Below are 22623 nucleotides of genomic sequence, written 5' to 3'. Positions count from 1 at the left end.
TTCCAGAACGCTGAACGCGCCGACCGGGGAGGCCAGCGCGTTGGCAGCGGCTTAAACGCCGGCGCGGTCGATCAGGTATTGGGTCAGCAGCGGAACCGGACGGCCCGTTGCGCCCTTGTCCTTGCCGCCGCTCAGCCATGCCGTGCCGGCGATGTCCAGGTGCGCCCACTCGTAGGCTTTGGCGAAGCGCGAGAGGAAGCAGGCCGCGGTGATGGTGCCGGCCTTCGGGCCGCCGATGTTGGCGATGTCGGCAAACGGGCTGTCCAGCTGCTCCTGGTACTCATCGAACAACGGCAGTTGCCAGGCACGGTCGTCGGCGCGTTTGCCGGCTTCCAGCACTTGGCTGATCAAGGCGTCGCTGTTGCCCAGCAAGCCCGAGGTGTGACCGCCCAGCGCGACGACGCAAGCACCGGTCAGCGTGGCGATGTCGATAACGGCCTGTGGCTTGAAGCGTTCGGCGTAGGTCAGCGCGTCGCACAGCACCAGACGGCCTTCGGCGTCGGTGTTGAGGATCTCGACGGTCTGGCCGCTCATGGTCTTGACGATGTCACCCGGGCGGGTTGCGTTGCCGCTCGGCATGTTTTCAGCTGCCGCGACGATGCACACCAGGTTGATCGGCAGTTGCAGTTCGAGCACGGCGTTCAACGTGCCGAACACGCTCGCCGCGCCGCACATGTCGAACTTCATTTCGTCCATCCCCAGTCCCGGCTTGAGGCTGATCCCGCCGGTGTCGAAGGTGATGCCCTTGCCGACGAGCACGAAAGGCTTTTCGCTTTTCTTGCCGTTGGAGTACTGCATGACGATCAGGCGTGGCGGCTGAGCGCTGCCTTGACCGACCGCGAGGAACGAGCCCATGCCCAGCTTTTCGATGTCTTTTTCATCGAAGATCTCGACCTTGAGGCCCTTGTTGGCTTTGCCCATCGCCTTGGCCTGCTCGCCCAGATAGGTCGGGTGGCAGATGTTCGGCGGCATGTTGCCCAGGTCGCGGGTCACCGCCATGCCGGCAGCGATGGCCTGTGCGTGTTTGGCCGCACGTTCAACGTCGGCGACGTTGGCTTTGGCGGTCAGCAGGGTGATTTTTTTCAGGGCGCGAGGATCGACTTTCTGGCTCTTGAAGCGATCGAAGACGTATTCGCCATCGGCCAGGGTTTCGACCAGCAGGCGGTTCTTGCCATAAACATCGCGATTCTTGACGTTCAGTTGGTCAAGGTCGAAACCGGCATCAACGCCACCCAGGCTTTTCAGGGTGCTGAGTGCGCCGCTGATGATTTTGCGGAACTGACGATCGTTCAATTCCGGCTCTTTACCCGAACCGACCAGCAGTACGCGTTCGGCTTTCAGGTTGGGCAGGCTGTGCAGCAACAGGCTCTGGCCGATCTTGCCCGACAGGTCGCCGCGTTTGAGGACAGCGCTGATGGCGCCGCCGCTCAGGGTGTCGAGGGTGCTCGCGGTGTCGCTCAGCGTGCGGCCTTCACCGACAGCGACCACCAGTGTGGCGGTCTTCAAGGTTTCTGCACTGACGCTTTTAACAACCAATTCCATGTCGGGGTCCCCGAATAAACTGTGAGTTATCGCACTTGAGCACACGGCTCGGCAGCGGCGCAGAGGTATTTACACCGGCATGCCTGCGGCAAGGCCCGCAGTTTGACCCTGCGAGCCAATGGATGACAACCCCGTCCGGGTGCGCCGGTGTGCCGGTTACAGAAGTATCCCGCGCGCGCAGTGACAGACACACCCAATCACAGGATAATGCCGCATATTTTTTTGGTGGTTCGCCGTCGCGCGCATCATGGCTGATCCATTTCATTGTCATGCCGCCTTAGCGTGACAACCCTGGAGTGTCTGGTTTGATTGTCTTCCGTTACCTGTCCCGAGAAGTGCTGGTTACCCTGAGCGCTGTCAGTGCTGTGCTGCTGGTAATCATCATGAGTGGCCGCTTCATCAAATACCTGGCCCAGGCTGCATCGGGTGCACTCGATCCGGGTGTGCTGTTTCTGATCATGGGTTTCCGTCTGCCGGGCTTCCTGCAGCTGATCCTCCCGCTGGGGTTATTCCTGGGGATTCTTCTGGCGTACGGCCGGTTGTACCTCGAAAGCGAAATGACCGTACTGGCCGCCACCGGCATGAGCCAGCAACGTCTGTTGCTGATCACCCTGGCGCCGGCTGCGCTGGTGTCACTGCTGGTGGCCTGGCTCAGCTTCAGCCTCGCCCCCCAGGGCGCGACCCAGTTCCAGCTGCTGATCAACAAGCAGGACGCGATGACCGAATTCGACACGCTCGTGCCGGGTCGTTTCCAGCTGCTGCGTGACGGCAGCCGCGTGACCTACACCGAAACCATGAGCGACGACCGCATCAATTTGGGTGGCGTGTTCATCTCCGAAAAGAAACTCGACGAGAAGAAAGACCACGGCATCACCGTGCTGGTGGCGGAAAAAGGCCGGCAGGAAATCAAGCCCGACGGCTCGCGCTACCTGATTCTCGATAACGGCTATCGCTACGACGGCAACCCCGGTCAGGCCGATTACCGCGCCATCAAATACGACACCTACGGCGCCTTGCTGCCCAAGCCGGACATCAGCGATGAGGTCACCGACCGCGACGCCATCTCCACCAGCGAACTGCTGACCGGCGAAGACAGCCTGCGCAACCGTGCCGAGCTGCAATGGCGGGTTTCGCTGCCGATTCTGGTGTTCATCGTGACGCTGATGGCGGTGCCGCTGGCCCGGGTCAACCCGCGTCAGGGCCGCTTCCTCAAGCTTCTTCCGGCGATTCTTCTTTATATGGCTTATCTCACCATCCTGATTGCTGCGCGCGGTGCGCTGGAGAAGGGCAAGATCCCGATGGGGCTCGGCCTGTGGTGGGTGCATGCACTGTTCCTCTCCATCGGACTGGCCTTGCTCTACTGGGAGCCTCTGCGCCTGAAGCTTGCGAGTCGGCGCAGCGTGTCGGGGGTGACTCATGGTTAAGCTCGATCGCTACATCGGCAAAAGCGTGTTCATGGCGATCCTTGCGGTACTGGGGATCATCCTCGGGCTGGCCTCGCTGTTTGCCTTCATCGACGAGATGGCTGACATCAGCGACACCTACACCTTCTGGGACGCTGGCAGTTTCGTGTTGATGACCGCGCCGCGCCGGCTCTACGACATGCTGCCGATGGCCGCGCTGATCGGTTGCCTGATCGGTCTCGGCGCACTGGCCAGCAGCAGCGAACTGACCATCATGCGGGCCGCCGGTGTGTCCATCGGCCGTATCGTCTGGGCGGTCATGAAGCCCATGCTGGTGTTGATGGTGGCCGGGTTGTTGATCGGCGAATACGTCGCGCCGGTGACTGAAGCCTCGGCCCAGGCCGCACGTTCGCTGGCTCAAGGCACCGGCGACGCGCAGAGCGCCAGGCACGGCCTGTGGCACCGTCAGGGTGAGGAGTTCATCCACATCAACACGGTGCAGCCGAATGGCCTTTTGTATGGCGTCACCCGTTACCATTTCGACGACCAGCGCCACATGCTGACGTCGAGCTTCGCCAAGCAGGCCAACTTCAAGACCGATTACTGGCTGCTGAAAGACGTCACCACGACGGTCTTCCACGACGGTCGCACCGAAGTGGTCACCGCCCCTGAAGAACGCTGGAACGTTGCGTTGAGCCCGCAGCTGCTGAGCACGGTGGTGCTGCCGCCTGAATCGCTGTCGATGACCGGGCTTTACGGCTATGCGCGTTATCTCGCCGATCAGGGGCTGAACAACGGTCGTTACTGGCTGGCGTTCTACACCAAGATTCTTCAGCCGCTTGTGACGGTGGCGCTGGTGCTGATGGCGATCTCCTTCATCTTCGGGCCGTTGCGCTCGGTGACGCTGGGGCAGCGTGTGTTCACGGGCGTGCTGGTGGGCTTCACCTTCCGCATCGCTCAGGATCTGCTGGGCCCGTCGAGCCTCGTATTCGGTTTCTCGCCACTCTTCGCCGTGCTGGTGCCGGCGGGTGTGTGCGCCCTGGCGGGCATCTGGTTGCTGCGTCGCGCGGGCTGATACCTGCTGAGTATGAAAAGCCGACCCCAGGGTCGGCTTTTTTGTGGGCGGCTTACCGAGGTTCATTTTCTGATTCTGGGCAATCGCACCAATTGCGTCTCGGAATACAGGTCATGCCAGCAGCGTTTCTGTTTGTCGAACAGGCTCCAGAAGAAGCCTAGCCCGACGCACAGCCACGATGCGATGGCGACGATGAAGCGCAGCAGCGCCTGCCACAGGCCGATGGCCGTTCCGTCGGCGTTCTGCACGCGTATTCCCCAGACCTGCATGCCGAGGGTTTGGCCCGCGCGTGTCCAGAAATGGGCAAAGAAACCGAACAGCGTGATCAGCAGAATCGAGGACAGCAACGGGTCGGCGTCGAGCGCGCCCGACTCGGAGAGCTGGCGCAGTCTGGTTTCGCCGACAATCCCCATCCAGACCAGTTTGTAGAGAAAGGCGGTGACTATCATGAGTGCCACACACAGCAGTGCGTCGTAGCTGATCGCAGCCATGCGCCGGCCCAATCCCACCGGAGGAAATTCGCCCTGGGGGCGTAAAACGTGTCGGATCATGGCGGCGCTCGTTTAATCGGAGGCGGGCAGTTTACGGAATCGCAGGCACAAAAAAGCCCCTGATGTTGGCCATCAGGGGCTCTTTGCGTCGGCTGATCAGGCCTCGGCTTGTACTTCGTCAGCCTGCATGCCTTTTTGGCCCTGCACCGCGACGAACGTCACTTTCTGGCCTTCTTTCAGGCTTTTGAAGCCGTTGCCTTGAATAGCGCGGAAGTGGACGAACAGATCCGGACCGCTTTCAGGGGTGATAAAACCGAAACCCTTTTCATCGTTAAACCACTTAACGGTGCCGCTCTGACGTGTAGACATTTTCTTATTCCTTGAAGCATTAAATTAATGACAGTCTCTTTCACACGAAAGAGTACTGGGGCTGGTTGCAGGAAGAAGAAACGTAGAACGGGATGTAGCATTGCTTTTGGCGCTACTGCCCGGGTCACGATCCCAGCGACCCATGCAAACACAGTCGAGAAACTCTACGCTAACTCTCGGCGAAAAAACAAGCCCCGTTTGGGCCAGTATTCATAGGGGTTTTCGGGTTTTTTAAAAACATTAACCACGTTCGCAAGATCGATAGTTTTTAATGTTTAGAGGGTTGTCGAAGTTCAATATTTTGACAGTTTTAATGCACTTAACGCTGGCGCCGGACTGCGGCATCCGCACAGTTTAATGCACTGTTGCGGTGCCGCATTTTTTGACGATGTTACTTAGCCGCGGAAGTAACGTGCCGGAACGAAAGGCATTTTCGTCACCTGCATGGGGACTTTCTTGCCGCGGACGATTGCCCAGACAGGTGTTTCCAGCGCGGTGAAACGGGCGTCGACATAACCCATTGCCAACGGCGCGCTCAGGGTCGGGCCAAAGCCGCCGCTGCAGACCGTCCCGATGGTCGTCCCCTCGGCGTCGACGATTTCAGCGCCTTCACGCACCGGCGTACGCTCTTGTGGCAACAGGCCTACACGTTTGTGCGCCGCACCGCTTTGGTGCTGGGCGAAGATCGAGTCGGCACCGGGGAAACCGCCGGCACGCGCACCGTCGGCGCGACGCACCTTGGACATCGCCCACAGCAGGCTGGCTTCGATCGGCGTGGTTTCGGTATTCATGTCGTGGCCGTAGAGGCAAAGGCCGGCCTCCAGTCGCAGCGAGTCCCGCGCGCCCAGGCCAATCGGCGCCACTTCCGGCTCCGCGAGCAGACGACGCGCCAGGGATTCTGCGTGGTCCGCCGGTACCGAAATCTCGTAACCGTCTTCACCGGTGTAGCCCGAGCGGCTGACGTAGCAGTCAATGCCGTCGATCTTGGTCGAGGTGTACTGCATGAAGGTCATTTTCGCGACTTCCGGGGCCAGCCGCGCCAGTGCGGTAACGGCCTGCGGACCTTGCAGCGCGAGCAATGCACGTTCGTCGAACAGCGGTGTGATATCGCACTGGCTGCCAATGTGCTGCTGCAGGTGCGCCAGGTCTTGGTTCTTGCAGGCAGCGTTCACCACCAGCATGAGCTGATCGTTACCCAGATTGGCGACCATCAAGTCGTCGAGAATGCCGCCGTTTTCGTTGGTGAACATGGCGTAGCGCTGCATGCCGACCGGCAGGTCGATGATGTCCACCGGCACCAGGGTTTCCAGCGCCTTCGCTGCGTTCGCGCCGCTCAAGAGGATCTGACCCATGTGCGAAACGTCGAACAGGCCGGCCTGAACGCGGGTGTGCAGGTGTTCCTTCATGACGCCGGCGGGGTACTGAACGGGCATGTCGTAGCCGGCGAACTCCACCATTTTCGCGCCGAGTTCACGGTGCAGGGCGTTGAGCGGGGTCTTCAGCAATTCGGTGGTCATGGGGTCACTCCTTGAAAGCGGTTTCGGGGTCCCCGCGCAGGGTAGGGAGCCCTATGAATGGGGGCTGATGTCAGCACTCGATGATGTTCACGGCCAGCCCGCCACGGGCTGTTTCCTTGTATTTGCTTTTCATGTCGGCGCCGGTCTGGCGCATGGTGCGGATCACTTTATCCAGCGAGACAAAATGCTGGCCGTCGCCGCGCAAGGCCATGCGCACTGCGTTGATGGCCTTCACCGAACCCATTGCATTGCGCTCGATGCACGGCACTTGAACCAGGCCGCCGATGGGGTCGCAGGTCAGGCCGAGATTGTGCTCCATGCCGATTTCAGCGGCGTTTTCCACTTGTTGAACGTTGCCGCCCAATACTTCGCACAGTGCGCCGGCGGCCATGGAGCAGGCCACGCCGACTTCGCCCTGACAGCCGACTTCGGCGCCGGAGATCGACGCGTTCTCTTTGTAGAGAATGCCGATCGCCGCCGCCGTGAGCAGGAAACGCACGACGCCGTCTTCGTTGGCCCCGGTGATGAAGCGCATGTAGTAATGCAGCACCGCCGGGATAATGCCGGCCGCGCCGTTGGTGGGCGCGGTGACCACACGGCCGCCGTTGGCGTTTTCTTCGTTGACCGCCAGCGCGTACAGATTGACCCAGTCGAGCACCGACAAGGCATCACGCAGCGCGGCTTCCGGGTTTTTGCACAGTTGACGATGCAGTGCTGCCGCACGCCGCTTGACCTTCAGGCCGCCCGGCAAGATGCCTTCGTTGCGGCAACCCGCTTCGACGCAGTCCTGCATGACCTGCCAGATGTGCAGCAGGCCCTGACGGGTTTCGGCCTCGGGGCGCCACGCGGCTTCGTTGGCCAGCATGACCTGGCTGATCGAAAGGCCGCTCGCGGTGCAGTGCGCCATCAGATCCCGTGCGGTTTTGAAGGGATATAGCAGCTGCGTCTGGTCTTCCACGATGCGGTCTGCGCCAGCGGCTTGCTCATCGACCACGAACCCTCCGCCGACGGAGTAGTACTCGCGGCTGCGCACCTGTAGGCCGGAGGCATCGAAGGCACGGAAAATCATGCCGTTGGGGTGGAAGGCCAAGGGTTTGCGAATCATCGCCAGGTGATGCTTTTCGATGAATTCGATGCTGTGCCGGCCGAGCAGTTTCAGGCGTTCAGTGCTGCGGATCTGCTGCAGGCGAGCCGCGACGGTTTCGGTATCGACGGTGTCGGGATGCTCACCTTCAAGGCCCAGTAATACGGCCTTGTCGCTGCCATGGCCTTTGCCGGTGGCACCGAGCGAGCCGTAAAGCTCGACTTTGACGCAGATGATGGTTTCCAGCAGGCCATCGCGCTGCAAGCCTTCGGCAAACCGCGCCGCCGCCCGCATCGGGCCCACCGTGTGGGAGCTGGAGGGACCAATGCCGATCTTGAACAGGTCAAATACGCTCAGCGACATGATGGGGTTCCGGGAAGTGAAGCAGTAACAAGCAGCAAGCTACAAGCCGCAGGTAAAAGCTGATCGGCTTTCACTTGTAGCTTGCGGCTTGAAGCTCGTGGCTTGGTTAAGCGTAGTCTTCGATCGACGGGCAGGCGCAGACCAGGTTGCGGTCGCCGAACACGTTGTCGACACGGCCCACCGGTGGCCAGTATTTGCCTTCGATCAACGACGCCACCGGGTACACGGCCTGCTCGCGGCTGTACGGATGGCTCCATTCGCCCACCAGTTCAGCGGCGGTGTGGGGCGCGTTTTTCAGCGGGTTGTCGTCCTTGTCCAGCACGCCGCTTTCGACCGCGCGGATTTCTTCGCGGATCTTGATCATCGCGTCGCAGAATCGATCCAGCTCTTCCTTCGACTCGCTCTCGGTCGGCTCGATCATCAACGTGCCCGCGACCGGGAAAGACATGGTCGGGGCGTGGAAACCGAAGTCGATCAGGCGTTTGGCGACGTCATCCACGCTGATGCCGCTGGTTTCCTTCAGCGGGCGCAGGTCGAGAATGCATTCATGGGCGACCAGGCCGTTGCTGCCGGTGTACAGCACGGGGTAGTGCTCTTCCAGGCGACGGGAAATGTAGTTGGCATTCAGGATCGCCAGTTGCGAGGCGCGCTTGAGGCCTTCACCGCCCATCATGCGGATGTACATCCAGGTGATCGGCAAGATGCTCGCGCTGCCGAACGGCGCCGCGCAGACCGCGCCTTGCTTGCGGTCCATTCGGGCGTGACCCGGCATGAACGCCGCCAAGTGGGATTTCACGCCGATCGGGCCAACGCCCGGGCCGCCGCCGCCGTGGGGGATGCAGAAGGTTTTGTGCAGATTGAGGTGGGACACGTCACCGCCAAACTTGCCCGGTGCGCACAGCCCGACCATGGCGTTCATGTTCGCGCCGTCGATGTACACCTGGCCGCCGTTGTCATGCACGATGCCGCAGATTTCGCGGATGCCTTCTTCGAACACGCCGTGGGTCGACGGGTAGGTGATCATCAGGGCGGCGAGGTGCTCGCGGTGCTCGATGGCCTTGGCGCGCAGGTCTTCGATGTCGACGTTGCCGCGGGCGTCGCAGGCGGTGACGACCACGCGCATCCCGGCCATGTTGGCGGTCGCCGGGTTGGTGCCGTGGGCCGATGATGGGATCAGGCAGATGTCGCGACGCTCGTCGCCACGGCTCTGGTGGTAAGCACGGATCGCCAGCAGACCGGCGTACTCGCCCTGTGAGCCAGCGTTTGGCTGCAGGGAGATCGCGTCATAACCGGTGGCGGCGCAGAGCATCGCTTCCAGTTCGTCGGTCAGTTGCTGATAACCGGCGCTCTGCTCGGCCGGGGCGAACGGGTGCAGGTTGCCGAACTCGGCCCAGGTCACCGGAATCATTTCGCTGGCGGCGTTGAGTTTCATGGTGCACGAGCCCAGCGGGATCATCGTGCGGTCCAGTGCCAGGTCCTTGTCCGCCAGGCGACGCAGGTAGCGCATCAGCTCGGTTTCGGAGTGGTAGCGGTTGAACACCGGATGGCTGAGGATCGCCGACTGGCGCTTCAGCTCGGCAGGCAGGCGCGCTTCCACGCTGTCCGCCAGCGCGGCGAAGTCAGGCAGGGCCTGGCCTTCGGCAGCGAAGAGAGACCACAGCACTTCGACGTCGGCTTGCTTCGTGGTTTCGTCCAAGGAAACGCCCAGGCGCTCGGCGTCTACTTCACGCAGGTTGATTTCGTGTGCGCGGGCCTTGGCGTGCAGGTCGGCCGTTTTGGCGCCGGTGTTCAGGGTGATGCTGTCGAAGAAGAACGACTGCTCGGCCTTCAAGCCCAGCTGATTCAAGCCCTCGGCAAAAATCGCGGTCAGGTGATGCACACGGATGGCGATGCGGGTCAGGCCGCGCGGGCCGTGGTAGACGGCGTACATGCTGGCGATGTTGGCGAGCAGCACCTGCGCGGTGCAGATGTTGCTGGTGGCCTTCTCGCGACGGATGTGTTGCTCGCGGGTTTGCATGGCCAGACGCAGGGCGGTCTTGCCGAAGCGGTCGATGGACACACCCACCAGTCGGCCGGGCATGTCGCGCTTGTAGGCGTCGCGGGTGGAGAAGTAGGCCGCGTGCGGACCCCCGAAACCCAGCGGCACGCCGAAGCGTTGCGCGCTGCCGATGGCCACGTCAGCGCCAAACTCGCCCGGTGGGGTGAGCAGGGTCAGGGCCAGCAGGTCGGCGGCCACGGCGACCAGGGCGTTGGCGGTGTGGAAGCGCTCGACCAGTTCGCGGTAGTCGAAGACGTCGCCGTTGCTGGCAGGGTATTGCAGCAGCGCGCCGAAGAACTCGCTGACGTCGGTCAGTTGAGCTTCGTCCGCAACGACCACTTCAATGCCCAGCGGCTCGGCGCGGGTTTGCAGCACGTCGAGGGTTTGCGGGTGGCAATGGGCGGAGGCGAAGAACTTGTTGCTGCTCTTGTTCTTGCTCAGGCGTTTGCAGAAGGTCATGGCCTCGGCAGCGGCAGTGGCTTCGTCGAGCAGCGAGGCGTTGGCGATCGGCAGGCCGGTCAGGTCGCTGATCAGGGTCTGGAAGTTCAGCAGTGACTCCAGACGGCCTTGGGAAATCTCCGGCTGATACGGTGTGTAAGCGGTGTACCAGGCCGGGTTTTCCAGCAGGTTGCGCAGGATCGGCGCCGGGGTATGGGTGTTGTAGTAACCCTGGCCGATGTAAGTTTTGAACAGCTGATTCTTGCCGGCGATGGCTTTGATGTCGGCCAGCGCGTCGGCTTCGCTTTGCCCGGCGGACAAGCCGAGAACGCTGGTGCCCTTGATGGATTCAGGGATGACGCTGGCGGTCAGCGCGTCGAGGGAGTCATAGCCCAGGGTGGTGAGCATGGCTTTTTCATCAGCGGCACGCGGGCCGATGTGGCGGGCGATGAACTCGTTGGCGGTGCTCAATTCAATACGGTCAGTCATTGCGCGCTCCTCAGGCTTCGGCGTTGGCTTTGATCAGACGATCATAGGCGTCTTGGGTCAGCAGTTGGCCGACAGCATCGGGATTGGAAGGAATAAAGCGAAAGAACCAGCCTTGGCCGAGCGGGTCTTCGTTGACCAGTTCAGGGTTGGCGTCCAGCGCGGGATTGGTTTCGACGACTTCGCCATCGAGGGGCATGTACACGCCGCTGGCGGCCTTGACCGATTCGACGGTAGCCGCTTCGGCGCCTTTGTCGTAGGACTGCAGCTCCGGCAGTTGCACGAAAACCACGTCACCCAGTGCGTCCTGCGCAAAGGCGGTGATACCGACCGTGACGCTGCCGTCAGTTTCGGCGCGCAGCCACTCGTGGTCTTCGGTAAAACGCAACTCGCTCATGGAATCTCCCCAGATGGTAAATCGCCCGTTATGCCCGGGCGTGATGGGAGGAGTGCATAGCAAGTTTGCGGCCAAGGTCGAGAAGGGCGCGTAAACGTTGGGCGGTGGCGGTTCAAGTGGCTTGGAATTCGACACATGCTGGAACGAAATCGATACGGAGCTTTGAGGCAAGAGCGGGATTCCGCCGCAGCGGCGTTATAGGACGCTGCGTCTAAGCTATGGAATGTTTTCAATACAGTGTTGCGGTATCGTTACGGCAATGATGCCCGGGATGTTATGGACGTACGCGGATTTGTGGGAGCGAGCTTGTTCGAGAAGAGGCAGTACATTCGCTGAGTTTTAAGCGGTCAGGATACTGCTTTCCTTAGCAAGCTCACTCCCAACTTCTTTGGGCTCTTTAGCTTTTGCCCGGGATCCCGTACTTGCGCAGCCGATGGGCGATTGCGGTGTGTGACGTCTGCAGCCGCGCGGCCAATTGGCGCGTCGAGGGATACTGGCTGTAGAGCTTTTCCAGCAGCGACTTTTCGAAATCCTCGACCGCCCCTTCGAGGCTTTCGACTTCGCCATCACGGCCCCTCGCCACCGACGTACCGGCGATGTCCAGGTCGCCGATGTCGACCAGCGAGCTGTCACAGATGGCGGCAGCGCGGAAGATCACGTTCTGCAACTGGCGCACGTTGCCCGGCCAGCGATTGCCAAGCAGGGCTGGGTACGTGGTTGGCGCAAGTCGGCAGACCGGTCGCTGAATCTGCGTGCAGGCCTGCTCCATGAAATAGCGTGCCAGCATCAGGATGTCCTGACCCCGTTCACGCAATGGTGGTACGTCCAGATTGAGCACATTCAGGCGATAGAACAGGTCTTCGCGGAAGGTGCCCTCGGCGACCATTTTCTCCAGGTCACGGTGGGTTGCGCTGAGGATACGCACGTTGACCTGCACTTCCTTGTCGCCGCCGACCCGCCGAAAGCTGCCGTCATTGAGGAAGCGCAGCAGTTTGGCCTGCAGGTACGGCGACATCTCGCCAATCTCGTCGAGGAACACCGTGCCTTTGTTGGCGAGCTCCATCAGGCCGGGTTTGCCGCCGCGCTGGGCACCGGTAAAGGCGCCGGGGGCATAGCCGAACAGTTCACTCTCAGCGAGGTTCTCCGGCAACGCCGCGCAGTTCAGCGCAAGAAAAGGCGCCCCGTTGCGCGCGCTCACTGCATGACAGGCCCGCGCCACCAGTTCCTTGCCCGTGCCGGTCTCACCCTGTATCAGCAGCGGCGCATCCAGTGCAGCGACCCGTTGCGCCCTCGCCTTGAGGGTGCGGATCGGCGCGGAATCCCCCAACAGCGCGTCGAAACCTTCAGCGTGATCGTGGTGCAATGCCGACAGGCGTTCGCCAATCCGGCTGGGCAGATACAGGGTCAGCAGCGCGCCCGCTTCGGTGATGGGGGTAGCGTCGAGCAGCAGCGCTTCGCCGTTGAGCGTGACTTCCCGCAGCGGCAGACGAAAGCCGTTTTCCAGCAGCGCCGATTGCAGACCCGCATCGGAAAACAGCTCGCCAATCGATTCGCCCGCCGGCTCCCGGCCATACAACGCAACCAGTGCGGGGTTTGCCAGCAGCACATGGCCGGCGCTGTCGAGGGCAAGCACCGGATCGGTCATCGCTGCCAGCAAGGCGTCAAGTTGCAGATGACGGCGCTGGCCGGGAAGGATGTCGACCACCGTGATCGCTTCCACACCGCGCACGCGGAACAGCCGGTCCTTGAGTTCTTCAAGCACGTCATGGCTCAGCGTCGGAGCATCGATATAGACGTTGGGCGGTACCATTTCCACGGCATCGAGGTTCAGGTTGCGCGCGCCGAGGATGGCCAGCACTTCCTGGGTGATGCCGACGCGGTCAATGAACGTGACGTGAATGCGCATGGGGAGGGAAAGGGTTCGCGGGAATGAGGGGGGCGATTATGCCAGTAATCTCATTGCCCATCCCGAGACCGTGGAAGCGAGCGGGCTATTCCAGATGCTCTGGCTTAACCGAGTCGCCGGATTTCATGTCGAGCTTGTGACGGATGTCTTCGAACATCTGATCGTACTCACCTTGCATCGCGTGCAGGTCGGTGGTTCTCGGCAGCCCATGCTTCTCAAGTCTGCGGGAAGCTTCGCTGGCGAAGTTGTACGCCTTGTCCTTCGGCAGCTCAAAGGTTTCGTTGACACTCTGGCCACTGATGTCACCTTCCAGCCTGAATTGCATGCCCGGCCCCGAATCAGTCTGGCTGACCTCGTAGCGGATATGAAGGTCGTAGCCGACGTCGTGTGGTTGCAGAGCGGGGTGGACGATGTGCAGATGACCTGGCTCGAACATGGCGGTGGCTCCTGAGAAAGTGATTGGACCTAGAGGGACAGACCCATGGGGCCGCCTCGGGTTCAGGCTCATGTGCTGCGCGCTGTGTGTGGAACTGGCTTTAGCCGGGGAGGCGTCAGACGTCACACCTCAGAATAGAGGGTGTTCAAACCGGCCTCTTCCCGGCTGAAGCCGGTCCTACACCTCACTTTTCCGGCTGAACCCGCGAAGGCTCAGGCCGTGACCAGATCCACAGATTGACCAGCACCATGCCGGCCACCGCGAAATAGATCCACCAATTATGTTTCAGTACTACCAGCATCATCACCGCGCAAATCAGCATGGTGACCGTGGCGCTGATCTTGGCCCTGCGCGCGATCATCTTGCCGTTTCGCCAGTTGCTCAGCATCGGTCCGAACACCCGATGATTCTCGAGCCACGCGCTCAGGCGCGGCGAGCTACGCGTCGCCGCCCATGCCGCCAGCAAAATGAATTCGGTGGTGGGCAGGCCCGGAATGAAAATCGCGATGATGCCGATCGTCAGGCTCACGTAGGCGAGAATGCCAAACAGGATGCGGGACAGTTTGCTGCCGGGTGGTGTACTGGTCATGGTCTCGGTAATGCAGAGTGAGCAGGTGTTGCGGGATTTTCAGGTCCCGCAAAGGCGCTCAGCTTATCAGTGCCGGGCGCAAAAGGCCCGGCGTCAGGCGGGTTCCGCTTCAGACGCTGAAGCGTACGCGTGTTGCAGCAGCACATTGAAACGCTCGAAGGCCGCCACTGCTCCGCGGTCTATCGCGCGCTCCTGCTCAGCGTTGAACGGCAGATCGTCAATGACCCGGATAAAGCGCTTCCAGCCTTCGGCGCGACCGCCCGACGGTTCTCCCAGATGGCGGGCGCCGAAGGTCTCGCTGAGGTCCAGGGCCACGGCGCGTTTGATCAGAAACGCAGCACCCAGCTTCGAACCCTCCGAGACGAACAGCCAGCCCAGTGCCTCGGCAAGGCTGGGCTCCTCGACGGCGCCGGCGATAGGGCCGGGGATGCAAGCCTGAAGATCAAGCAAATCAGCCTTGGCCTGTTCGGCGCGGCATCGATCGGGCAGGTCGGCAATCAGCGCGATCAACTGTGGGTGCGTGTACAGCGTTTTCAGCTCTTCCTGAAAAAGGTACTGCGCGCTGAGGAATCGGCTGTAACTGGCCAGTGTTTCGAACGGCGCGTTGGCTTTCACCGCCTTGTCCAGTTGTTCATGGGGGGCATGGGTGATCTGGTTCAGTCGTTGCGAACGACGAATCGAGTTATCGGTCATGGGGTCTTCCTTGTTAAGTGAGGCGCTTGATAACAAAACGAACGAACGTCGCAGGCGCGTAAAAAATCACGCTCCTGCAACGGGAATCGTTCAGATGTCCCACACCACGTTGACGGCGAAATTGCGTCCTGGCTGAGTCAGGCGGTCGAGGTTGGCGGGGGCGGTGGCGCCTGCGTCGCCGACGTTGTCGTAGCCGCGCACGTCGTCCCACAGCCAGTATTTTTTGTCCGCGACGTTGTACAGGCCGCCGCTGACCGTGACGTCATTGGTGACTTTGTAATAACCCGTCAGATCAACGAGACCGAAGCCCGGCGTCTTGAAGCGGGTGGCGCCATCCGGCGCGTAGTAGCTGCGGGTGTCGACCCGCGTTTTGGGCTTGACCAGGGTCCAGTTCAGCAAGCCGCCGTAGGTGTTCTGGTCATAACCCAGCCCGAATACGCCGGTCAGCGGGTTGATGCTGTTGATGGGCTGGCCGTTGTCATTGTTGCGGCCGTATAGATAGGCCAGCGAGCCTCGGGTGTAGAGGCCTTCGGGTGCGCCGAAGCTGTCCAGGTTCAGACGACCCTTGAGCTCGACGCCCTTGATCGTGGCGTGCTTGATGTTGTTGGACTGGAAGGTCGTGGTGGTGGAGTTGGCTGGAATCACCGCGTCCTCATTAATGAAGTCGCGGTATGTGTTGTAGAACGCAGCAACATCAAACGTGCCTTCGTCGAAGTGACCTCGCAGGCCGGTTTCGTAGCTCTTGCTCGTCTCCGGTTTCAAGTCGGGATTGGGCTCCACGACGTAATTGCCCCGGGTGTTCTCGAACCGGCCATACAACGCCTTGGCGCTTGGTGTGCGGAAACCCTCGGCGTACTGGCCGTACCATGTGTAGGTGTCGTTGAACGCATACGTCAGCCCCAGCTTGGGTAACAGGCGATGCCATTTTTTCGTGCTGTCGTCGAACCCGCTCTTGCTTTTCAGGTTGACGCTTTTGAGGAATGAATCTGTGGCGTCTGGTTCGAGCGTGGTGTAGTCGTAGCGGACGCCGGGCATGAAGGTCCAGTCGCCCCATTTGATCTGATCCTGGGCGAACAGCGCGTAGGTGGTGATCGTCGGGTTCGGGAAGTCGTTCGTGGGTGCCACGATGTCGTTCGCGCTGGCACTGACTGCACCGAGGGTGCGGCAGGTTCCGACGACCGACGCACAGGTGGCTGATCCTGTCCGAAGCCCTGTTATCTTCTGTTGCTTGAGGGTCGTGCCGTAGGTCAGCAGGTGCTGGGTGTCGCCGATGTCGAACGCCTTATCCAGCTGTGTGTCGAGGATCCATTGGCGTTCCTTGTAATGGGTGTCGCGGGTGCGCCAGACGTCACGACTGCCGGGCACGTAACGCTCGAAGGTATTCTGATCGGTCTTGGCAATCTGGTAGTTCAAGCTCCACTTGGCGTTGTCGGCCAGCACGCTGTCCAGCGCGAACGTGTTTTCCAGTCCGAAGCGCTCTCGGGTGATGACGTCGTTGCCCTCGCGGCTTCGGTACATTCCTGACGCACCGACGCCCGGTATGAAAGGCCCGCCCACCACACTTTTCTGATTGGTATGGGTGTCGTCCTTGTACTTCTCGTAAGTGAACGCCAGACGATCATTGTCGCCGTAGTTCCAGCCCAGCTTGGCGAGCACATTGGTGGCGCGGGCGTCTTCCGGGTTCGCCTTCGTGCGTGAAAGCCCCGTGCCGCCATGCTCACCGTAGGACTCGGTCTCGTGGCCGTTGCGCTGACTGACGTGCAGCAAACCGTCGACATCCCCCGCGCGGCCGGCAACCGTAGACGAATTCAGCCAACTGTTGTCCGCCGAACTGTAGCCGGTCTTCAGGCGGGCGCCGACATCCTTGCCCGGCTTGATGATGTCCTCGGGATTGAGGGTGTAATAGCTCACGGCGCCGCCAATGGCGCTGCTCCCATACAACGCCGACGCAGGTCCGCGCAGGATTTCGACGCGCTTGATGATCTCCGGATCAACGTAATTGCGGTGGGTGTTGGCGAAAGGGCCCTGGAAGAAATTGTCCGGCACTTCCACGCCATCCACCTGGGTCAGGATGCGGTCGCCGTCGATACCGCGAATGTTATAGCCGCTGGTGCCCGCCCGCTGGCCGGCTCCGCCCACGGAGACACCGGGCTCGTCGCGTACCAGATCGCGAATGCTGTTGACGGTGCGCCGATCCAGTGCCGTGCGGTCCTGCACCGTCACCGTTCCGGGCACCGAATCCACCGACTGCGCCTGACGCGTGGCACTGACCGTAATCTGCTCCAGTTCCAGGGCATGACCCTGCTCGGCGGCAGCGATGGTGGGGCTGTGCAGGCTTGCGGCGAAAATGGCGATGGTCAGCAGCGAAAGCCCGACGTCGTGTGTGGCTCTGGGCGAGGCGGGCGGTGCGGGGTTGAAACTGGACAGCATGGATAGCGCTCCCTGTCGTGCGGGTCGTCATAGTTGTTGCGAGATGATTCAAATAGGAATCAGTTGCATTGGCTATGACTAGACGTACGGGCAGCGGCTATCGCGTAAAAATAATTAGGGTGAGTGCCAGAGCATCAGGTATTGAGCAACTGCGGGCTGCTTTGCCAGCACATCACCCGGCGCTATGTTTTTTTCCGCGCGGCCAGCAGTGCTGCGGCATCGAACACCGGTTGCGAGTGCCACACGGCCTCGGCGCTGGCGAATATTTCGTGGTGGGAAGGATCGGCGTCGAGCCATTCCAGAAAGCGCCTATGCGTTTCGGCATCGGCAATGTCCAGTTCGATCAGCCAGGTCAGGGCTTGATCCATCGTCTCGGCGCGTGCCGCATCGGCTTGAGCGCGGCGGGGTGATTGGGCGTCCGTCAAGCAGCGTCCTCGGGTCCACGGTTTGGGCGGCAGTGTAGCGTCACTCTGTAGCACCAGCTGACGATTCTGACGGGCGAAGCTCAGTGATCCAGACGCGCGGCCACACTCAGGCAGACCGTCATGATCAGCTTCAGTTCTTTTTGCACGGTGCTGGTGGACACCCCCAGCTGTTTGGCGATCTCCAGATAGCTCGCGCCGTGGAGCCGGCTGAGGGTGAAGATTTTCTGCTGCCGCGGCGTCAGGGTTTCCAGGCTCGCGCTGAGGCTTTCAAGCAACCGGTTGGCGTGGGCGGCATCCTCCAGCGCGGCGTCGGGGGCGACGACATCATGGATATCGCTGATCGGCGCATCATCGACGATGGTCCGCGCATGAATGCGTCTGGCGCGCAGATGATCCAGTGCCAGATTGCGCGCGGTCTGGAAGAGGAAGGGTTCGAGGTGCTCGATGGCTCGCTCGGAGAGCGCGCGGGTGACACGCAGGTAGGTTTCCTGAAGCAGGTCTTCGGCGGTGCTGTGGCTGCGGACCATACGCTGAAGCGTTCGCAGCAGCATGGTTCGCCGGGCGAGGAAGACAGTGTTGAAATGCGACTGAGTCACAGGGGCACCCGACCAGAATTCAGCAGATGATAATGCTTATCATCTAGAGGTCAGGTCAAGGCAGGGATTTGCACAGTTTGTAAGGGCGTTGTCCGGGGACGGAAGTCATTACTGAGGGAGGGAGTTGATCGCGAAGACCTTGGTAAATCCGCTGGCTCTCCAGCGGATTGGATTCCGACTTCGCGAGCAAGCTCGCTCCTACATAGGGGGATCCCGTTACTTACTCGGCGTTCATCAACGCCAGGCAGTTATCCAGCATGCGGTTGGAGAAGCCCCATTCGTTGTCGTACCACGCCAGCACCTTCAGCAGGCGGCCGCTGACTTTGGTGTGGTTCGCGTCGAAGATGGACGACAGCGGGTTGTGATTGAAGTCGTGGGAAACCAGCGGCAGGGTGTTGTAACCGAGGATTTTCGAATGCTGCGCCGCTTCTTTCATGATCGCGTTGACCTCTTCGGCCGTCGCATCGCGCTTGAGCTGAATGGTCAGGTCGACCAGCGACACGTTGATCACCGGCACACGCACGGCCATGCCGGTGAGCTTGCCCGCCAGCTCCGGCAGCACCAGACCGACCGCTTCGGCAGCGCCCGTCTTGCTCGGGATCATCGACTGCGTCGCCGAACGCGCGCGGTACGGGTCGGTGTGGTAGACGTCGATCAGGTTCTGGTCGTTGGTGTAGGCATGGATGGTGGTCATCAGACCGCTCTCGATGCCCAGCTCACGGTTCAGCACCTGGGCGACCGGCGCCAGGCAGTTGGTGGTGCAGGAGGCGTTGGAAATGACCTGATGGGACTGGCGCAGCACGTCATGGTTGACGCCGTAGACGATCGTCGCATCGGCGCCTTTGGCCGGAGCCGAGATAATGACTTTTTTGGCGCCGGCGGTGATATGCGCGGCGGCCTTGGTGCGGTCGGTGAACAGACCGGTGCATTCGAACACCACGTCGATATTCAGGGATTTCCACGGCAGCTCGGCCGGGTTGCGGATGGCGCTGACCGCAATTCGGTCACCATTGACGGTCAGGCTTTCCTGATCGTGCTCAACGGTGCCGTCGAACGGCCCGTGCACGGTGTCGAATTTCAGAAGGTGGGCGTTGATCTCGCTGTCGCCCAGGTCATTGATGGCGACGACTTGCAGGTCCTGACGGTAGCCTTGGGTATAAAGTGCGCGTAGGACGTTGCGGCCGATTCGGCCAAAGCCATTAATTGCGATGCGGAGAGTCATACACCCGTCCTCAAGAATTTGTTGTTGGAATTACAAGATTATTCTCATAAAAATAGAAAACAACCCCTTTTAGTGGCAGTATTTTGTTTTATCTACAAATAGAAACCCGTCTGGCCGTCACAACTGGCTGAAAATCAAGTGTTTGCCGCCGCTCCCGACCGAGCCCGGATTTGATCGCAGCCTGGTGAAAGCGCCTGAACGGGTGACCCCATCCGCTAGCCTGGAGTCCATGACATGCATCCCCGCGTCCTTGAGGTAACCGAACGGCTGATTGCTCGCAGCCGTGAAACCCGTCAACGCTACCTGCAATTGATCCGGGGTGCGGCGAGCGACGGGCCGATGCGCGGCAAGCTGCAATGCGCCAACTTCGCCCACGGCGTTGCGGCATGTGGTCCCGAAGACAAGAACAGCCTGCGCATGATGAATGCGGCCAACATCGCCATTGTCTCCTCCTACAACGACATGCTCTCGGCGCATCAGCCGTACGAACACTTCCCCGAACAAATTAAAAAAGCGCTGCGTGAAATCGGCTCGGTGGGGCAGTTTGCCGGTGGCGTTCCGGCCATGTGTGATGGCGTCACCCAGGGCGAGCCGGGCATGGAACTGAGTATCGCCAGCCGAGAAGTCATTGCGATGGCAACGGCGGTGGCGTTGTCCCACAACATGTTCGACGGCGCGCTGATGCTGGGCATCTGCGACAAGATCGTTCCGGGCTTGCTGATGGGCTCGCTGCGTTTCGGTCATCTGCCGACGATTTTTGTGCCGGGCGGGCCGATGGTCTCGGGCATCTCCAACAAGGAAAAAGCCGACGTGCGTCAGCGCTACGCCGAAGGCAAGGCGACCCGCGAAGAGCTGCTGGACTCGGAGATGAAGTCCTACCACGGCCCGGGTACCTGCACGTTCTACGGCACGGCGAACACCAACCAGTTGATTATGGAAGTCATGGGTCTGCATCTTCCGGGCGCCTCTTTCGTCAATCCTTACACACCGCTACGCGATGCCCTGACACGCGAGGCGGCGTTCCAGGTCACGCGTCTGACCAAACAAAGCGGCGACTTCATCCCACTCGGAGAGATTGTGGACGAACGTTCGCTGGTCAACTCGATTGTTGCCCTGCACGCGACGGGCGGTTCTACCAACCACACGCTGCACATGCCGGCCATTGCCCAGTGCGCGGGCATTCAGCTGACCTGGCAGGACATGGCCGATCTGTCGGAAGTCGTGCCGACCCTGTCCCACGTCTACCCGAACGGCAAAGCCGACATCAACCACTTCCAGGCCGCCGGCGGGATGTCGTTCCTGATCCGCGAGCTGCTCGACGCGGGCCTGATGCACGAAGACGTCAACACGGTCATGGGCCGTGGCCTGCGTCGCTACATCCAGGAGCCCTTCCTGGAAGAAGGCAAGCTGGTGTGGCGCGATGGCCCGGTCGAAAGCCTGGACGAAAACGTCCTGCGCCCGATCGCGCGTCCGTTTTCGGCCGAGGGCGGTCTGCGGGTCATGGAAGGCAATATTGGCCGTGGCGTGATGAAAGTCTCCGCCGTTGCCCTGGAGCACCAGATCGTCGAGGCCCCCGCCAAAGTATTCGAAGACCAGCAGGACCTCGCCGACGCCTTCAAGGCCGGCGAACTGGAGTGCGATTTTGTCGCGGTCATGCGCTTCCAGGGGCCGCGTTCCAACGGTATGCCTGAACTGCACAAGATGACGCCGTTTCTGGGCGTGCTGCAGGACCGTGGCTTCAAAGTGGCGCTGATTACGGACGGGCGCATGTCCGGCGCGTCCGGGAAAATCCCGGCGGCGATTCACGTTTGCCCGGAAGCTTCTGACGGCGGCCCGCTGGCGTTGGTGCGTGATGGGGATCTCATTCGTGTCGATGGCGTGAAAGGAACGTTGCAAGTTCTGGTCGAACCGGCAGAATTGGCCGCCAGAGAGCCGGCAGTCGGTCGCTTGTCCCATAACGTGGGCAGCGGGCGCGAACTGTTTGGTTTCATGCGCATGGCCTTCAGCTCGGCAGAGAAGGGCGCCAGCGCCTTTACTTCGAATCTGGAGACGCTCAAGTGACATTGGCGATGGTGGGTGATATCGGCGGCACAAATGCGCGGTTTGCCATTTGGGAAGACGAGCAGTTGCATTCGATCCGGGTGTTCGCGACGGTCGATTACGCCAGTCCTGAAAAGGCCTTGCTGGTCTATCTGCAGGACCTGGAATTGCAGCGCGGTGATGTCACCTCCCTTTGCCTGGCCGTGGCCGGGCCGGTGACCGGCGACGATTTCCACTTCACCAATAGTCATTGGAAGATCAATCGGCAGGCGTTCTGCGCCGAGCTGAAGATCGACCACCTGATCCTGGTCAACGACTTCACTGCCATGGCCCTGGGCATGACCCGCCTGAAGGACGACGAGTACCTGACCGTGCGTCATGGCAAGGGCGATCCTCGCGGCGCGCGGGTGGTTATCGGGCCTGGCACCGGACTCGGCGTCGGCACCCTGATCCGCAGTGGCGAAGCGCGTTGGACTGCGGTGCCGGGCGAGGGCGGTCACGTTGATCTGCCGATCGGCACGCCCCGCGAAGCCCTGCTGTGGATGCGGTTGATGGCGACCCATGAGCACGTCAGTGCCGAGACGATTCTGAGTGGCGCCGGGCTGTTGCTGCTGTATCAAGTCAGCTGCGGACTGGACGAAATCGAGCCTGAACTCAAGTCGCCTGCGGCCATTACCGCGGCGGCGCTCAAGGGCGATCCGGTCGCCAGCGCAGTGCTGGAGCAGTTCTGCGTGTTCCTCGGTCGCGTGGCCGGCAACAACGTACTGACTGTCGGCGGACGCGGCGGCGTGTATATTGCCGGGGGCGTAATCCCGCGGTTCGTCGACTTCTTCATGCAGAGCGGCTTCAACAAGGCGTTCGCCGAGAAGGGCTTGATGAAGGATTATTTCAAGGACGTGCCGGTCTGGCTGGTCACGGCCGAATATCCCGGCCTGATGGGCGCAGGCGTGGCGCTGGATCAATATGCGGCGAGCGCTAGCGGCAAGCTATAAGCGGCAAGCAAAGACCGCGCACGTCACGCTGGCCGCTTTGAGTTCGAAGCTTGAAGCTTGAAGCTTGAAGCAGCCATACCCAACCATTGCT

General features: G+C 61.2%; 18 protein-coding genes and 1 pseudogene. 4 read left to right on the top strand and 15 right to left on the bottom strand.

All coding sequences use genetic code 11. The annotated features are described in order from the left end of the window. Positions 1-51: 51 nt before the first annotated feature. The gene (locus QWI18_RS06950) at positions 52-1542 is read right to left on the bottom strand and encodes a leucyl aminopeptidase (RefSeq protein WP_296308722.1); all 1491 of its coding nucleotides are present in this window, start codon (positions 1540-1542) and stop codon (positions 52-54) included. A gap of 305 nt (positions 1543-1847) precedes the next feature. Here QWI18_RS06950 and lptF point away from each other — a divergent pair, with 305 nt between their 5' ends. Both lptF and lptG read left to right on the top strand, forming a co-directional pair. Continuing rightward, on the top strand, positions 1848-2966 hold the full coding sequence (gene lptF, locus QWI18_RS06945) for an LPS export ABC transporter permease LptF (RefSeq protein ID WP_369318489.1): 1119 nt from the start codon (positions 1848-1850) through the stop codon (positions 2964-2966). Further along, positions 2959-4020 (top strand): LPS export ABC transporter permease LptG, encoded by a 1062-nt coding sequence (lptG, locus tag QWI18_RS06940; RefSeq protein WP_065992013.1) that lies wholly within the window; start codon positions 2959-2961, stop codon positions 4018-4020. Before lptF ends, lptG begins: the two co-directional genes overlap by 8 nt. Before the next feature lie 62 nt (positions 4021-4082). Here the strand turns inward: lptG and QWI18_RS06935 are convergent, their stop codons facing one another. The 14 genes and pseudogenes from QWI18_RS06935 to gap form a co-directional block, all read right to left on the bottom strand. Continuing rightward, entirely contained in the window at positions 4083-4571 is a 489-nt protein-coding gene (locus QWI18_RS06935) for an RDD family protein (protein WP_369318488.1), read from the bottom strand. 96 nt (positions 4572-4667) lie between these two features. Next, entirely contained in the window at positions 4668-4880 is a 213-nt protein-coding gene (locus QWI18_RS06930; RefSeq protein ID WP_003227496.1) for a cold-shock protein, read from the bottom strand. 395 nt (positions 4881-5275) lie between these two features. Continuing rightward, a complete protein-coding gene (gene gcvT, locus QWI18_RS06925; RefSeq protein WP_369318487.1) occupies positions 5276-6397 on the bottom strand; it encodes a glycine cleavage system aminomethyltransferase GcvT in 1122 nt (373 codons plus the stop codon). A 70-nt stretch (positions 6398-6467) separates the two neighbouring features. Next, on the bottom strand, positions 6468-7844 hold the full coding sequence (locus tag QWI18_RS06920) for an L-serine ammonia-lyase (RefSeq protein ID WP_065992017.1): 1377 nt from the start codon (positions 7842-7844) through the stop codon (positions 6468-6470). A 106-nt stretch (positions 7845-7950) separates the two neighbouring features. Then, entirely contained in the window at positions 7951-10809 is a 2859-nt protein-coding gene (gcvP, locus tag QWI18_RS06915; protein ID WP_369318486.1) for an aminomethyl-transferring glycine dehydrogenase, read from the bottom strand. Positions 10810-10819: 10 nt separating this feature from the next. Next, the gene (gene gcvH, locus QWI18_RS06910) at positions 10820-11203 is read right to left on the bottom strand and encodes a glycine cleavage system protein GcvH (protein ID WP_065992021.1); all 384 of its coding nucleotides are present in this window, start codon (positions 11201-11203) and stop codon (positions 10820-10822) included. Between the two features lie 397 nt (positions 11204-11600). Beyond that, positions 11601-13109 carry a sigma-54-dependent transcriptional regulator gene (locus QWI18_RS06905; protein WP_369318485.1) on the bottom strand — a complete coding sequence of 503 codons (1509 nt, stop codon included), beginning with the start codon at positions 13107-13109 and terminating at the stop codon, positions 11601-11603. Between the two features lie 85 nt (positions 13110-13194). Continuing rightward, positions 13195-13545, bottom strand: a complete 351-nt coding sequence (locus QWI18_RS06900) for a DUF5064 family protein (RefSeq protein ID WP_369318484.1) — start codon at positions 13543-13545, stop codon at positions 13195-13197. Positions 13546-13729: 184 nt separating this feature from the next. Continuing rightward, positions 13730-14134, bottom strand: coding sequence for a YbaN family protein (locus tag QWI18_RS06895; protein ID WP_296310607.1), 405 nt, complete (start codon positions 14132-14134; stop codon positions 13730-13732). A 93-nt stretch (positions 14135-14227) separates the two neighbouring features. Next, a complete protein-coding gene (locus QWI18_RS06890; protein WP_369318483.1) occupies positions 14228-14827 on the bottom strand; it encodes a biliverdin-producing heme oxygenase in 600 nt (199 codons plus the stop codon). Between the two features lie 90 nt (positions 14828-14917). Beyond that, positions 14918-17119 (bottom strand): annotated as a pseudogene (locus QWI18_RS06885) (TonB-dependent hemoglobin/transferrin/lactoferrin family receptor); the annotation flags it as partial. Positions 17120-17439: 320 nt separating this feature from the next. Continuing rightward, positions 17440-17682 (bottom strand): FecR/PupR family sigma factor regulator, encoded by a 243-nt coding sequence (locus QWI18_RS06880; RefSeq protein WP_369318482.1) that lies wholly within the window; start codon positions 17680-17682, stop codon positions 17440-17442. 80 nt (positions 17683-17762) lie between these two features. Continuing rightward, on the bottom strand, positions 17763-18278 hold the full coding sequence (locus QWI18_RS06875) for an RNA polymerase sigma factor (protein WP_065992034.1): 516 nt from the start codon (positions 18276-18278) through the stop codon (positions 17763-17765). A gap of 220 nt (positions 18279-18498) precedes the next feature. Beyond that, positions 18499-19500 carry a type I glyceraldehyde-3-phosphate dehydrogenase gene (gap, locus tag QWI18_RS06870; RefSeq protein ID WP_065992035.1) on the bottom strand — a complete coding sequence of 334 codons (1002 nt, stop codon included), beginning with the start codon at positions 19498-19500 and terminating at the stop codon, positions 18499-18501. Between the two features lie 234 nt (positions 19501-19734). Between gap and edd the strand changes: the two genes are divergently transcribed. After that, positions 19735-21561, top strand: coding sequence for a phosphogluconate dehydratase (gene edd / locus QWI18_RS06865; protein ID WP_065992037.1), 1827 nt, complete (start codon positions 19735-19737; stop codon positions 21559-21561). Further along, a complete protein-coding gene (locus tag QWI18_RS06860) occupies positions 21558-22532 on the top strand; it encodes a glucokinase (RefSeq protein WP_065992039.1) in 975 nt (324 codons plus the stop codon). The genes edd and QWI18_RS06860 overlap by 4 nt, the downstream gene beginning before the upstream one ends. Positions 22533-22623: the final 91 nt, after the last annotated feature.

Origin of the sequence: Pseudomonas sp. W2Oct36, from assembly GCF_041060465.1 — a bacterium.
In the GTDB taxonomy this organism is placed as follows: domain Bacteria; phylum Pseudomonadota; class Gammaproteobacteria; order Pseudomonadales; family Pseudomonadaceae; genus Aquipseudomonas; species Aquipseudomonas graminis_B.
The sequence above is the reverse complement of the archived record's forward strand: the minus strand, read 5'-3'. Positions and strand labels throughout refer to the sequence as shown.